The organism is Nocardia carnea (assembly GCF_029868325.1).
GTDB classification, from domain to species: Bacteria; Actinomycetota; Actinomycetes; order Mycobacteriales; family Mycobacteriaceae; genus Nocardia; species Nocardia carnea_C.
Genome location: NZ_JARWNW010000308.1, coordinates 29,129 through 42,547 on the forward strand (window position 1 = coordinate 29,129; position 13,419 = coordinate 42,547).

A 13,419-nucleotide genomic window follows, 5' to 3' on the forward strand; every position below is an offset into this window, starting at 1 on the left:
CGATGATCGAACGCAGACCACCGCGACCTCGCCGGGTCACCGACGGCTCCGCTGCGAACGAGGTATACCTGCCGACCGGCGCCCTGTCGCCGAACCGGCAGACCCGCGACCCCTTACCGGACACACTGCTGCGACGCGTCAAGCAGTTCTCCGGACGGCTGTCCACCGAAGCCGTGGGGTCGATGCAGGACCGGTTGCCGTTCTTCGCCGATCTGGACGCCGCGCAGCGCGCGGGTGTGCAGATGCTGGTGCAGACCGCGGTGGTCAACTTCCTGGAATGGCTCCAGGACCCGGACAGCGATATCCGGTTCAGCCTGGACGCCTTCCAGGTGATTCCGCAGGACCTGGCGCGGCGGCTGACGCTGCGCCAGACCGTGGACATGGTGCGGGTGGCCATGGAGTTCTTCGAACAGTGGCTACCCGCGCTGGCGCGTAACGATCGCCAGCTGGTGGCGCTCACCGAGGCGGTGCTGCGGTACGGGCGTGAGCTCGGGTTCGCGGCCGCCTCGGTGTACGCCAGTGCCGCCGAATCCCGGGGCGCGTGGGATACCCGCCTGGAGGCGCTGGTGGTCGACGCGGTGGTGCGCGGGGACACCGGCCCGGACATGCTTTCCCGGGCCGCCACGTTGAACTGGGACGCCACTGCGCCCGCCACCGTGCTGGTGGGCACCCCGCCGCTGGATCAGGGCATCTCGGTGGTCGGGGCGGTGCACACCATCGCGGCCCGGCACGGCCGGGCTGCGCTCGCGGTCGTGCAGGGTTCGCGGCTGGTGATGGTGGTGAGCGGCCATCTCGGTGACGCCCCGCACTCCTCGCCGTTCATGGACGATCTGCTCACCGAGGCGTTCTCCGACGGTCCCGTGGTGATCGGGCCGACCACCCGTACCCTGGGCGCGGCCCACAGCAGCGCACTGGAGGCGCTGGCCGGTATGGAGGCCGTCATCGGGTGGCGGGACGCGCCGCGACCTGTGCATGCGATGGAACTGTTGCCCGAACGCGCCCTGCTCGGCGATCGAGCTGCGGTGGACGCACTTGTCGAGTACCTTGTCCTTCCGTTGGCTTCGGCCGGATCCGCACTCGCGGACACTCTCGATGCCTACCTGGAATGCGGCGGTGCGGTCGAGATGTGTGCTCGGCAACTGTACGTTCATCCAAATACTGTGCGTTATCGCCTGAAGCGCATCAGCGAGGTCACCGGCCGGGATCCGCTCAACCCGCGGGACTCCTACGTGCTGCGAATCGCCGCCACAGTGGGTCGGTTGACACGAACTCGTAACGAACCGTCAACACCCGCCTCAGAGGAATCTTTTGTCCCGATGGACAAAGATGGGCTGTAACGGCTGGGAACCTTCCGCCGATCCGGACACCCCACGCGGGCTTTTGTGGGGACCATACAAAAGCCGTCCGCAAGCTCTATTCACGTCGACATCTCGCGAAAGCGGCTTCACAGTGTTTTCTTAGGTACGTGATCGCGTTGTTCGCCCCTGGACAGGGCTCTCAGACACCCGGCATGCTCGCGCCTTGGCTCGACCTGCCGGGCGCGCATGACCGCCTCGCACTGTGGTCGAAGGAATCGGGTCTGGATCTGGTCCGGCTCGGGACCGAGGCGACCGCCGAAGAGATCACCGACACCGCGGTGACCCAGCCGCTCGTGGTCGCGGCCGCACTGCTCGCCTTCGCCGAAATCGGTGAGAGCCGGACACCGGCCGACACCATCGTGGCCGGCCATTCGGTGGGTGAACTCGCCGCCGCCGCGGTCGCCGGAGTGATCTCCGCCGACCAAGCGGTTACGCTGGCTGCTATCCGCGGTGCCGAAATGGCGAAGGCGTGCGCGCTGGAACCCACCGGTATGTCCGCGGTGCTCGGTGGCGACGAGGCCGCCGTGCTGGCCCGGCTCGAAGAACTGGAGCTGGTGCCCGCCAACCGCAATGCCACCGGACAGATCGTCGCGGCCGGTCGGCTCGATGCCCTGGCCGAACTGGCGGCGAACCCGCCGGAGAAGGCACGAGTGCGGGCCCTGCCGGTGGCGGGCGCGTTCCACACCGAGTTCATGGCACCGGCCCAGCAGGCGGTAGCGGCGGCGATCGCCGAGATCACCCCGCACGAACCCACCCGGACACTGTTGTCCAACGCCGACGGTAAGCCGGTCGAATCCGGCGCCGACGCGGTGGCTAAGCTCGCCGCGCAGGTCACCCGGCCCGTCCGGTGGGATCTGTGCACCGAAACCGTCCGGCAGGCCGGCGTTTCGGCGGTGGCGGAGCTGCCACCGGCGGGAACCCTCGTCGGCATTGCCAAACGGGAGCTCAAGGGCACCCCGAACCTGGCGCTGAAAACCCCCGAGGACATCCCCGCGCTGGCCGGGCTCACGGGCTCCGGCTAGCGTGCCTGCGGCCGAGTTTCCACCCGTTCGCGGCGGGAACCCGGCACCGGGCGGCGTAACCGTTCGCCGGCCCGGCCCGAAGTACCAAGTAAAGCCCTACCCGAGAAAAACAAGAAGGGAGCCACGAAGTGGCCGCTCTGACCCAGGAACAAATCGTCGAGGAACTCGGCAAGATCATCGAAGAGGTGACCGGTATCGAGCCCTCCGAGGTAACGATGGAGAAGTCCTTCGTCGATGACCTGGACATCGATTCGCTGTCGATGGTCGAGATCGCGGTGCAGATGGAGGACAAGTACGGCGTCAAGATTCCCGACGAGGATCTCGCCAGCCTGAAGACCGTCGGCGATTCCGTCGCCTACGTCCAGAAGCTCGAGGCCGAGAACTCCGAGATGGCCGCCGAGCTCAAGGCCAAGTTCGACAACGCCGAGTAGGGCCGACACCGTGACCACTCCTTCCACCCTGAACGGGAACTTCCCCAACGTCGTCGTCACCAGCCTGGCGGCGTCCACGTCCATCGCGGGAGATGTCGATGCGACGTGGAAGGGCCTCCTCAACGGCGAGAGCGGTATCGACGTTCTCGAGGACTCCTTCGTCGAGGAATACGACCTTCCGGTTCGTATCGGCGGCCACCTGAAGGTGTCGCCGGACAGCCTGCTGAGCCGGGTCGAGATCCGGCGGATGGCCTACGTCGAGCGGCTCGCCACCGTGCTGGGCCGTGAGGTCTGGCGCAATGCGGGCAGCCCGGAGGTCGATCCGGACCGGTTGGGTGTGGCCATCGGCACTGGACTAGGTGGCGGTGACGCGCTCATCGATTCGGTCGACAAACTGAAGAACGGTGGTTATCGCAAGATCTCGCCGCTCGCTGTTCAGATGGTCATGCCGAACGGGCCGTCCGCCGTCGTCGGTCTCGAGCTGCAGGCCCGGGCGGGAGTGGTCACTCCGGTCTCGGCATGCTCGTCCGGTTCGGAGGGCATCGCGAACGCGTGGCGGATGATCGTCATGGGTGACGCCGATATGGTCGTCACCGGCGGCGTCGAGGGTTTCATCGACGCGGTGCCGATCGCGGCGTTCACCATGATGCGCGCCATGAGCACCCGCAACGACGATCCGAAGGGCGCCTCGCGTCCGTTCGACAAGGATCGTGACGGTTTCGTCTTCGGTGAGGCCGGCGCGCTCATGGTTCTGGAAACCGAGGAACACGCCAAGGCGCGTGGTGCCACCATCCACGCTCGCCTGCTCGGCGCGGGGATCACCTCCGACGGTTTCCACCTGGTCGCCCCCGACCCCGAGGGCACCGGCGCCGCCCGCGCCATGACCCGGGCCATGCAGACCGCGGGGCTGTCCAAGCAGGACATCACCCATATCAACGCGCATGCCACCGCGACCCCGATCGGCGATACCGCCGAGGCCAACGCGATCAACAAGGCCGTCGGCAACCACGCCTCGGTGTACGCGCCCAAATCGGCGCTGGGGCATTCGATCGGCGCCGTCGGTGCGCTGGAATCGGTGCTCACCGTGATGGCTATCCGGGACGGTATCGTGCCGCCCACCCTGAACCTGGACAACCAGGATCCCGAGATCGACCTCGATGTGGTGCACGGCGAAGCCCGCCGCCAGGAAATCGAGTACGCGATCAACAATTCGTTCGGTTTCGGTGGGCACAATGTCGCGCTCGCCTTCGGCCGGGCCTGACGGCCTTCCGGACCTGATCGAATAGTTCGACGACCCGAAGCGGGGGGGGGGGGCGCGACCGGGGGGGCCGCCCGCCGTGGTGGGGAGAAAGGGGCGGCGGGCGGCGCGCCCCCCCCCGCTTCGTGTTTCGACACCTGTGGCCCGTGCCTCGGCCACACATCATCGAGGAGAGAACGCGATGACAACCATGGCTCCGGCCCGCCACGAGGAAACCGCGACCGACCCGCGCGATCCGCTCGGCCGGCTGCAACGCTTCTTCGATCCCGGCACGGTGCTACCCCTGCATCCGCGGGACAAGTCGGGTGTGCTCGCCGCGGTCGGTGAGGTGGACGGTGTGCGGACGGTCGCCTACTGCTCGGATGCCACCGTGATGGGCGGTGCGATGGGTGTCGAGGGCTGCAAGCACATCGTCGCCGCCATCGATACCGCCATCGACTCCGGTGTGCCGGTGGTCGGCCTATGGCATTCCGGTGGGGCCCGCCTTGCCGAGGGCGTCGAGGCCCTGCACGCCGTCGGACAGGTCTTCGAGGCCATGGTCCGCGCGTCCGGCCTGGTACCGCAGATCTCGGTGGTGCTCGGATTCGCCGCCGGTGGCGCCGCCTACGGGCCCGCCCTCACCGATATCGTGATCATGGCGCCCGAGGGTCGCGTGTTCGTCACCGGCCCCGACGTGGTGCGCAGCGTCACCGGGGAACAGGTCGATATGGCCACACTCGGTGGCCCCGACACCCACGGCAAGAAATCCGGCGTCACCCATATCGTCGCCGACGACGAAGCCGATGCCGTGCACCGGGCGCGCCGCCTGGTCTCGATGTTCGCCGAACAGGGCGAATTCGACCCGGTCGCCGCCGAACACGGCAATGTCGATCTACAGGCCATGCTGCCGGAATCGGCCAAACGCGCCTACGACGTGAAACCGATCGTGCACGAACTGCTCGACAACGTCGACGGCGAATCCAGCTTCGAAGAACTGCAGGGCGGTTACGCCCGCTCCATGGTCACCGGCCTCGGCCGGCTCGCCGGGCGCACCGTCGGTGTGCTGGCGAACAACCCGCTGCGGCTCGGTGGCTGCCTCGATTCCAAGAGTGCGGAGAAAGCGGCCCGGTTCGTCCGGCTCTGCGATGCGTTCGGTATCCCGCTGGTCGTGATCACCGATGTCCCCGGCTACCTGCCCGGTGTGGGCCAGGAATGGGACGGTGTGGTGCGCCGCGGCGCAAAACTGCTGCACGCCTTCGCCGAGGCCCGGGTGCCGCGGGTCACGCTGGTCACCCGCAAGATCTACGGCGGTGCCTACATCGCGATGAACGCCCGCTCGCTCGGCGCCACCGCGGTCTACGCCTGGCCCGGCTCGGAGGTCGCGGTGATGGGCGCCAAGGCCGCCGTCGGCATCCTGCACAAGAAGGCCCTGGCCGCCGCGCCGGAAGAAGAGCGCGACGCGCTGCACGAACGGCTCACCGCCGAACACGAGGCCATCGCCGGCGGTGTCGAACGGGCGCTGTCGATCGGTGTGGTGGACAAGGTGATCGATCCGGCCGAGACCCGCAGCGTGATCGCCGCGGCCCTGGCGTCCGCTCCCTCGCGGCCGAGCCACCACAAGAACATCCCGCTGTGACGCGGTAGATGCCTTGTGGAGGGCCCCGGAGCGAGTTGCTCCGGGGCCCTCGCTGCCTGTGACGGGCCTTCGAACCGCGATCGCGGATCTGCCGCCGAATAGCTGCAGTGCACGAGACCAGGGCATTGTTCATCAATTCGGCGGACAGGCAGGGCGTAACCAGTGTTCGCTCGTTCCTCGACCCGGTTCCGCCCGCACAGCTGATAATTCCGAAATGGCCGGGTTCGCGGCCTGCGTGGACAAGAATGCGCGCATGGGACGCGATGGAGCGGGGGCTCGCGAGCGTAAAAGGCATGGCCGGCACTACACACCCACCGCGTTGGCGGAGTTCCTTGCCGGACGGGTGGCGGCGCGGGTGGCGGCGCCGGGGGCGGGACTGCGGGTACTGGACCCGGCCTGCGGCGGCGGAGAATTGTTGTTCGCGATCCGGGCCGCTCTCGCCGAACGGCTGCCAAGGGTGCCTGTCGAGCTGGTGGGTTACGACCTGGACCCGCAGGGCCTGATGGTGGCGCGGGAGCGGGCCGCGCGGGCCGGGATCGCGGTCGATTGGCGGCAGGCCGATTTCCTGGCCGAATGTGGCGCACTGCCGGCGCAATCCTTTCATGTGGTGATCGCGAATCCGCCGTACGTGCGGACCCAGCAACTGGGCGGCGAAGCGGCGCAGGCGTTGCGCGGGCAGTTCGGGTTACGCGGCCGGTTCGACCTCACGCATCCGTTCGTCGCCGCGGTCCCGCGCCTGCTGGTACCGGACGGGGTGTTCGGCCTGTTGTGCGCCAACCGGTTCCTGACCACGAAGGCGGGCGCGAATCTGCGTGCAGTGCTGCTGGGCGAACTGGCGCCCGTGGAGCTGTACGACCTGGGCGATACGCGATTGTTCGAGGCGGCGGTGCTACCGGCGGTGACCATAGCTGTGCGGGGCCGGGGCGATGGGCAGTGCCGGTATGTCTCGGTCTACCAGCAAAGTACGGATGGGCGGGCGACCGACGCGGATGAGGAACGCCGCGTGGCGGAGGGCACAGCGATATCCGCGCCAGTGATTCCCGACCCTGTGTCAGCGGAGCTGACGTTGCCGTCAGTCCGCGACCGCGGACCGGCCCGGGATAACGGCGAGCCCGCAGGGGATCGCGGGCCGTTCGTGGCGGAGGCGGATCTGTTCGACGTGCTCGGTGCCGGTACCGATGCGACGATCCGGTGGCAGGGGCGGCGGTTCGCGGTGACGGTGGGGGAGCTGGTGATTCCGGCCGGTTCGGCGTCGGTGGGGTGGCGGATGGCGCGCGTGGGGCACGACGACTGGCTGGACGCGGTATCGGCGCGGATGTGGCGGACATTCGGCGACCTCGCGCGTATCCGGGTGGGAATCAAAACCAATGCGGACCGCGTCTTCATCGCCGAGCACTGGGGAGACCCGGGGACCGAACCGGAGCTGCTGTGCGACCTCATCACCCACCACGACCTGCGCCCCTGGCGGGTGGAGAGCAGTCGCCGATCCCGGGTGCTGTACCCGTACGACCGCGACCATCCGCGCCGGATACCGGTGGACCTGGCGAGTTATCCACGGACCGCCGCCTATCTCGAAGAGCATCGGGAGGTGCTGAGCGCACGAAGTTATCTCACCCAGGCCGGCCGGAAATGGTTCGAGCACTGGGTTCCGCAGCGGCCGCATATGTGGCGGACGCCCAAGGTGGTTTTCCCGGATATCAGCGATCGGCCGCGGTTCGCGCTGGACCGGTCGGGGGCGGTGGTCAACGGTGACTGCTATTGGATTTCACTGTCCGAGCTGGACAGTGATGTCCCGGCCGAGGATCTGGCCTGTTTGATGATGGGTATCGCGAACTCCGCGCTCGGGGTGCGGTTCTACGACGCCGTCTGCGGTAACCGGTTGTACTCCGGCCGCCGCCGCTGGATAACCCAGTACGTGTCCCGGCTGCCGCTGCCGGACCCGGCCACCGCGCCGGCGGTCGCGATCGCCGGTCTGGTCCGTGAGCTGGTCCGGGAACCGGAGTCCGCGCCGGCAGCGCAGCACGAGCTGGACGATCTGGTGGATCGGGCCTTCGCGTTGTGAGGGCGCTCAGCCGGCGGTGGGGCCGGAGACCATCGGCAGTAGCGTGCGGCGGGCGAATTCGCGTCCGGCCGCTTCGTCTTCGATGGGGATGAGGCCGTCGGGGGTGAGGGCCAGCGACAGGGCCAGCCGGGCCATGATCTCGGCGACCAGGTCGGGGTCGAATTCGGCGTTGTCACCGTAGTCGCCGAGTTCGCGCAACTTCGCGGCCAGGTAGGTGCGGCCGACGGCGAGGATCGGTCCGGCCTCGGTGGTGAGCCGGGGCAGTACCAGGTCGGGTTCGGTGCGCAGCAGCCGCGACAGCAGCGGGTTGCCCGCGATGGCGGAGATGAACGCGACGAAGATCTCCACCAGCTGATCCTCGGAACCGGCCACCGTGCGCACCCGGTCGTCGATTTTGGCGACGAAGCGCTGCGCTTCCCGGACCGTCACCGCTTCCACGAGGTCGTTCTTCGATTCGAAGCGGCGGTAGAGGGTTGCGGGGCTGATCCCGGAACGCCGCGCGATCTCGCCCATGCTGGTGCGTTTGATCCCGAAGTCCAGGAATGCCGAGAGCGCGCTGTCGAGGACCTTCACGCTGTCGGTGGGTGCTTCGGACAGGATGCGCTGCAGAATCGGTGGTACGGGTGGCATGGTTTCCCCACTGTATCGGACCCTGTGTCCACCACATGACCTGCGCATTGGTTTCGTGCCGGGCGTCACTCCGCGGACAGGTCGAGTTCGGTCATTTCCCGTTCTATCGCATTGGCCGCGAAATCTTCTCCGCTGCAGCGGAGTTCGTGGACGCGTCGCCGTAGTGCCTCGATACCCCCCGGCTGCGCGGCGATATCGGCCACACTGACCCGCCTGCTCGGCCGGCGCGCCTCGGAATGCTCACACGCCACCCGTCATACCTCCTGCCGGCACCCTGGGTGCCTACACGCTCGGGCTCGCCCGAAACGCCGGCGTCTTGCAGGACAGCGGGTTTCGAGCTCGCCCGTCTCCCCGGATACGTCATTTCCATCGTATCAGTCACCAACTGGACGCTTGTCCAGAAAAGTGTCCCGGAGGCGCGTCACAGCTCCTTGGCGGTCTGATGCTCGGACATATGGTGCAGATAGACCATGGCATTGAGCTCGAGCCCGCGCTGCTGTTCCGGAGTGAGCTCCCGGCGCACCTTGCCGGGGACACCGGCCACCAGCGAACCCGGCGGAATCTGTGCCCCCTCCGGGATCAGCGCATTGGCCGCGATCAGGCTCCCGCGCCCGATCACAGCACCGTTGAGCACTGTCGCGCCCATGCCGATCAGGCAATCGTCCTCGATCGTGCAACCGTGCAGGATCGCGTTATGCCCCACCGACACACCGGCGCCGACCGTGGTCGGGAAACCCGGGTCGGCGTGCAGAACGCAGCCGTCCTGGATATTGCTGCGCTCACCCACGGTGATCAGCTCGGTATCACCGCGCAGAACGGCGTTGTACCAGATGCTGGCCTGCGCCTCGAGCTTCACTTTGCCGATCACGCACGCGGTGGGCGCAATCCACGCGGAGTCGTGGATCTCGGGCTGATGTCCGCTGACTTCGATCTTCATCACGCCAACCTAACGCGGAGCCTCCCGGATTCCTCCGTGGGGAGCAGGCGGTGCGGTGCAGCGGCGGTGCGGCGCCTGGCTGCCCGCCCTGTCCTGCTCCTTTCCTTCCCGGGGAGGACGGGGGCCGCCGGCGTCAGAGCCGGCGGATTCGATGCGGTGACCGGCGCGCCGCCTCTAGTCCTCGCCCGGTCCGGTGTTCCCGGGTGATTCGTTGAGGAACCATTCCGCGCCGATATCCTCCGGCAGGTTGCGCAGTTTGTCGGGATTGCGGACGGCGTGGATGGCGGTGATCCGGCCGGCGTCGACGGTGAAGGAGAAGACCCCCGGATGCCGGCCGTCGAAAACGAGCAGCCCCGGCGCGCCGTTGACCTCGATCGACCGGCCCCAGCCGCCGGGCGCCGACGGTGCGTGATACCAGCCGAGCAGCATCTTGGCGATGAGTTCGGCGCCCTGCACCGGCTTGCGGATCGCGGGTACCTTCCCGCCGCCGTCCGCGGTGAGCGTCACCCGGTCGTCGAGCACCCCGAGGAGGGCATTCACATCCCCCGACCGCCAGGCCAGCGCGAACGCCGACACCACCTTGCGGTGTTCGTCCGGTGACGCGGGGAATCGCGGGGTGCCGTCCTCCACCCGTTTGCGGGCCCGTGAGGCCAGCTGGCGAACGGCGGCCGGAGTACGGCCCACCACCTCGGCGACCTCCGGACCGGCCATACCGAACACATCCTGCAGGACGAAGGCGGTGCGCTCGGCCGGGGACAGCGATTCCAGCACCACTAGCAGCGCCATGGTGACCCGCTCGTCCTGCGAGATCCGGTCCGCCGGATCCTCCCAGTCCGCCACCGCGGGCTCGGGCAGCCATTCGCCCACATACTGCTCGCGCCGCACCCGCGCGGACCCGAGCTGATCCAGCGCCAGCCGCCCGACAACTGTGCTGAGCCAGGCCTGCAAATTGTCGATGGACGCGCCACCCGTTTCGTGATGCCGCTGCAGCCGCAGCCACGCCTCCTGCACCACATCGTCGGCATCGGCCAGGCTGCCGAGCGTGCTGTAGGCGAGCCGGCGCAGGTAGGGGCGCAGTTCCTCGAAACGAGCGGCCAGGTCGGTGGGGGCGTGTCCGTCGGTCACTGCGGTTCCTTGTCCTCGGGCCCGTGGGCCGGGCGAAACGGTGTCGTCGCGATGACGAAACCGGAATTCGATCTGTGACAACCGCGCTACACACCAGGATATTGCCGCCGCGTCGAGCGCGTGATCGCCCGGCCACAATCAGGCCCGCTGCCGGTCGAATCCGGCCCGCTGCCGGTCGCCACCAGCTCGAGCGCTGCGCCGGATTGATTCGGAGAGATCGTCGCAATGCGGACGGCTCGGCCCCGCGCCCGCTATCCGGACATTACGGGCGCAGGCCGACGATCCGGCAGGCAAAGGTCGGCCGGTCTTCCGGAATCTGCGCGGTGGTAGCGACGACCTGGCGCGGCCGGCGGAGGTAGACCGTGGCAGGTGGCGCCGCGCGCACCGGAATGACGACATCCGGCGGCGATCGGCGACCGGACCATCGGCGAGCCGGGGCACACCGGAGACCGGCTGTGCACCGGCGGCTCGGCCGATGGCTACGCTCGGCCGGTGCGTAGAGGTGTTTCGACGGCGGCCGGCCTGCTGGCCGGGTTTGCGCTGGATCGTGTGTTCGGCGATCCACAGCGGCGGCATCCGGTGGCCGGATTCGGCATGCTCGCGGCGTCGATGGAAACAGTTACCTACGCGGATCGGCGCCGGGCCGGGATCGTGCACGAAGCGCTACTGGTCGGCGCGGTGGTGGGAGCAGGGTTGCTACTGCGCCGCGGTGGTGCACTGCCGATGGCCCTGGCGACCTGGACCGTGCTGGGCGGGCGGAGTCTGGAGCGCACCGGAGAGGAAATGGCGCGGCGGCTGGAATCCGGGGATGTGGCCGGGGCACGTGAGCTCCTGCCCGCCCTGTGCGGCCGGGACCCCGAGGCGCTCGACGCCGACGGGCTGGCGCGCGCGGCACTCGAATCGATCGCCGAGAACACCTCCGACGCGGCGGTGGCCCCACTGCTGTGGGGTGCGGTGGCCGGGGTCCCGGGGCTGCTGGGCTATCGGGCGGTGAACACGCTGGACGCGATGATCGGATACCGCAACGAACGGTACCGGCGGTTCGGCTGGGCGGCGGCGCGCGTCGACGATATCGCCAACCTGCTGCCCGCGCGCGTGACCGGCCTGCTGACCGCGGTGGTGGCGCCGGCGGTCGGCGGGCGACCGGGTGACGTCGTGCGGATATGGCGCCGCGATGCGCGCCGCCATCCGAGCCCGAACGCAGGCGTGGTGGAGGCCTCGGCCGCGGGCGCGCTCGGTATCCGGCTCGGCGGGCGCACCGAATACCGGCACGGGATCGAACAGCGCCCCGAACTGGGCGACGGCCCGGTCCCGGACGTCGCCGATCTGCGACGGTCGGTGCGGCTGTCGAAACTGGTTCAGTATTCGGCGCTCGCCTCGGCCGTGGTGCTGGTCGTGGCCCGGTCTGCGCCGACCCCCGCCTGAGCCGGAACCGCGATCGAATCAGTCCTGACCGCTGCGACTTCAGGCCGAAGTATCACTCCGCGACCGTGGAGAGGGTGACGATTTCGGCCAGGACCTCGGCGGGTACCTGGTTGCGGGCCGCGATTCCGGCGCGGCGAATTCGCGGGCGGGTCCGCCACCCTGGCGTCGTCAGCGAGGGGTACGGCCGTAGCGGTCGGCCAGGCGTGCTTCCTTGGTGGCGGGCTCGGGTGCGGCCGCGTCCGGTTCGGGTTGAGCCGGTGCGCGTGATTTGCGGCGTTCCCGGATCTCGGCCCACGCGAAGTAGCCGAGGCCGAGCGGGGCCATGATGCCGAACGCCAGCCACTGCAGGCCATAGGAGAGGTAGGGGCCGGAATCGAGCTGGGGGAGGGGGACGGGGGTGAAGGCGCCCGGTTGGTCGTCGGCGAGCTGGAGGTAGGCGCCGCGCTCACCGACAGGAATCGGGGTCAGGGGTAGCCCGAGGACGGTGGTTTCCTGCGGGACATCGATCGAGTAGACGTGCGGGATCCCGTCCTGTACGGCCGGGGCCCGTTCGGGGTCGATGTTCTCCGAGATCCGCACCCGTGCCTCGACCCGCTGGGTGCCGGTGGGGGCCGGTTCGATCGGCGGCGGCTGGGAACCGTCCACCGCGGCGACCAGCCCGCGATCGACCAGCAGCGTGCGGCCGTCGGTGAGGGTGAACGCCGACAGCACCCCGTAAGCGGGGGCGCCGTCGAGATGCCGCAGGCGGACGAGCACGGTCGAATCCGGGACATAGCTGCCCTCGGCGTACACCTTCCGCCATTCGGTCGCCGCGTCGCCGCCGTCGAGTAGATCGGTGACCGCGACCGGGTCGGCGTCCACCGAATCTTCGATCAACTGGTTGCGTTCGGAGGTGGCATCGTTCTTGCCCAGCTGCCAGGGCGCCAGCACCGTGAAACACATATAGGCGAACCCGGCCACCACCGCGGCCAGGATCAGCCAGCCGGGGCGCAGCAGGAAGGACAGGCGGCGCATCAGACCGGCTCCGGCTCGCCGGCGCGGGCGGCGAGTGTGGCGCGGACCCAGTCCAGCAGGCCGGGGATCGCGGCTTCGATCTGGTCGCGGACCAGGTCGAACTCGGCGGCCGAGCCGTAGTAGGGGTCGGGCACATCCGTACCGTCGGCGTCCGGATCGAAACTGCGTAGCAGGCGCCGGCGCTCCGCGGGCACCCCGCGGACGGCGAGATTGCGGTCGTGGTCGGTGGTCATCACGACCACCAGGTCCGCGTCGTGGTGTTCGGCACCGAACTCGGCGGCGCTGTGACCGGTGGGGTAGCCGTGCCGGCGCAGGGTTTCGGTGGTGCGTGGGTCGGCATCGGCGCCCGTATGCCAGCCGTGGGTGCCCGCGCTGCTCACCCGGACCCGATCGGTCAGGCCGGCGCGCGACAGATGCCCGGCCAGGATCTTCTCCGCCATCGGGGACCGGCAGATATTGCCGGTACAGACGAACGATATGTGCAGCTCACCCACGACAGCCATTCTGGCGGGTCGCACCCCGCGAGCGCCACGTAGGGTGCG

The 13,419-nt window shown here is 68.9% G+C and carries 13 protein-coding genes; 7 read left to right on the top strand and 6 right to left on the bottom strand.

Annotated features, from left to right (window positions below; translation table 11 throughout):
- Nucleotides 1-2 precede the first annotated feature (2 nt).
- The 6 genes from QH196_RS30080 (at nt 3) to QH196_RS30105 (ending at nt 7,746) form a co-directional block, all read left to right on the top strand.
- A complete protein-coding gene (locus QH196_RS30080) occupies nt 3-1,337 on the top strand; it encodes a PucR family transcriptional regulator (protein ID WP_280419264.1) in 1,335 nt (444 codons plus the stop codon).
- A 128-nt stretch (nt 1,338-1,465) separates the two neighbouring features.
- Complete coding sequence (locus QH196_RS30085) at nt 1,466-2,380, top strand: ACP S-malonyltransferase (RefSeq protein ID WP_280419230.1); 915 nt, start codon at nt 1,466-1,468, stop codon at nt 2,378-2,380.
- 128 nt (nt 2,381-2,508) lie between these two features.
- Entirely contained in the window at nt 2,509-2,811 is a 303-nt protein-coding gene (gene acpM, locus QH196_RS30090; protein ID WP_033244933.1) for a meromycolate extension acyl carrier protein AcpM, read from the top strand.
- Nucleotides 2,812-2,821: 10 nt separating this feature from the next.
- Nucleotides 2,822-4,072, top strand: a complete 1,251-nt coding sequence (locus QH196_RS30095; protein ID WP_280419231.1) for a KasA/KasB family beta-ketoacyl-ACP synthase — start codon at nt 2,822-2,824, stop codon at nt 4,070-4,072.
- 178 nt (nt 4,073-4,250) lie between these two features.
- Entirely contained in the window at nt 4,251-5,684 is a 1,434-nt protein-coding gene (locus QH196_RS30100; protein WP_280419232.1) for an acyl-CoA carboxylase subunit beta, read from the top strand.
- A gap of 253 nt (nt 5,685-5,937) precedes the next feature.
- Complete coding sequence (locus QH196_RS30105) at nt 5,938-7,746, top strand: Eco57I restriction-modification methylase domain-containing protein (protein ID WP_280419233.1); 1,809 nt, start codon at nt 5,938-5,940, stop codon at nt 7,744-7,746.
- 6 nt (nt 7,747-7,752) lie between these two features.
- On the opposite strand, the gene QH196_RS30110 is transcribed toward QH196_RS30105, so the two are convergent.
- The 4 genes from QH196_RS30110 to sigJ form a co-directional block, all read right to left on the bottom strand.
- Complete coding sequence (locus tag QH196_RS30110) at nt 7,753-8,376, bottom strand: TetR/AcrR family transcriptional regulator (RefSeq protein WP_280419234.1); 624 nt, start codon at nt 8,374-8,376, stop codon at nt 7,753-7,755.
- Nucleotides 8,377-8,441: 65 nt separating this feature from the next.
- Nucleotides 8,442-8,627 (bottom strand): hypothetical protein, encoded by a 186-nt coding sequence (locus tag QH196_RS30115; protein WP_280419235.1) that lies wholly within the window; start codon nt 8,625-8,627, stop codon nt 8,442-8,444.
- Nucleotides 8,628-8,797: 170 nt separating this feature from the next.
- Nucleotides 8,798-9,313 carry a gamma carbonic anhydrase family protein gene (locus tag QH196_RS30120; RefSeq protein ID WP_280419236.1) on the bottom strand — a complete coding sequence of 172 codons (516 nt, stop codon included), beginning with the start codon at nt 9,311-9,313 and terminating at the stop codon, nt 8,798-8,800.
- Nucleotides 9,314-9,487: 174 nt separating this feature from the next.
- Nucleotides 9,488-10,438 carry an RNA polymerase sigma factor SigJ gene (gene sigJ, locus QH196_RS30125; RefSeq protein ID WP_280419237.1) on the bottom strand — a complete coding sequence of 317 codons (951 nt, stop codon included), beginning with the start codon at nt 10,436-10,438 and terminating at the stop codon, nt 9,488-9,490.
- Nucleotides 10,439-10,930: 492 nt separating this feature from the next.
- On the opposite strand from sigJ, the gene QH196_RS30130 reads away from it, so the two are divergent.
- A complete protein-coding gene (locus QH196_RS30130) occupies nt 10,931-11,863 on the top strand; it encodes a cobalamin biosynthesis protein (RefSeq protein ID WP_280419238.1) in 933 nt (310 codons plus the stop codon).
- A 168-nt stretch (nt 11,864-12,031) separates the two neighbouring features.
- On the opposite strand, the gene QH196_RS30135 is transcribed toward QH196_RS30130, so the two are convergent.
- Nucleotides 12,032-12,877, bottom strand: coding sequence for an SURF1 family cytochrome oxidase biogenesis protein (locus QH196_RS30135; RefSeq protein ID WP_280419239.1), 846 nt, complete (start codon nt 12,875-12,877; stop codon nt 12,032-12,034).
- A complete protein-coding gene (locus tag QH196_RS30140; protein WP_280419240.1) occupies nt 12,877-13,380 on the bottom strand; it encodes a low molecular weight protein-tyrosine-phosphatase in 504 nt (167 codons plus the stop codon). Before QH196_RS30140 ends, QH196_RS30135 begins: the two co-directional genes overlap by 1 nt.
- Nucleotides 13,381-13,419: the final 39 nt, after the last annotated feature.

Coding starts and splice junctions, on each gene's coding strand:
- QH196_RS30080 (WP_280419264.1), top strand. CDS start 3: ATGATCGAACGCAGACCACCGCGACCTCGCCGGGTCACCGACGGCTCC.
- QH196_RS30100 (WP_280419232.1), top strand. CDS start 4,251: ATGACAACCATGGCTCCGGCCCGCCACGAGGAAACCGCGACCGACCCG.
- QH196_RS30105 (WP_280419233.1), top strand. CDS start 5,938: ATGGGACGCGATGGAGCGGGGGCTCGCGAGCGTAAAAGGCATGGCCGG.
- QH196_RS30110 (WP_280419234.1), bottom strand. CDS start 8,376: ATGCCACCCGTACCACCGATTCTGCAGCGCATCCTGTCCGAAGCACCC.
- QH196_RS30120 (WP_280419236.1), bottom strand. CDS start 9,313: ATGAAGATCGAAGTCAGCGGACATCAGCCCGAGATCCACGACTCCGCG.
- QH196_RS30135 (WP_280419239.1), bottom strand. CDS start 12,877: ATGCGCCGCCTGTCCTTCCTGCTGCGCCCCGGCTGGCTGATCCTGGCC.
- QH196_RS30140 (WP_280419240.1), bottom strand. CDS start 13,380: ATGGCTGTCGTGGGTGAGCTGCACATATCGTTCGTCTGTACCGGCAAT.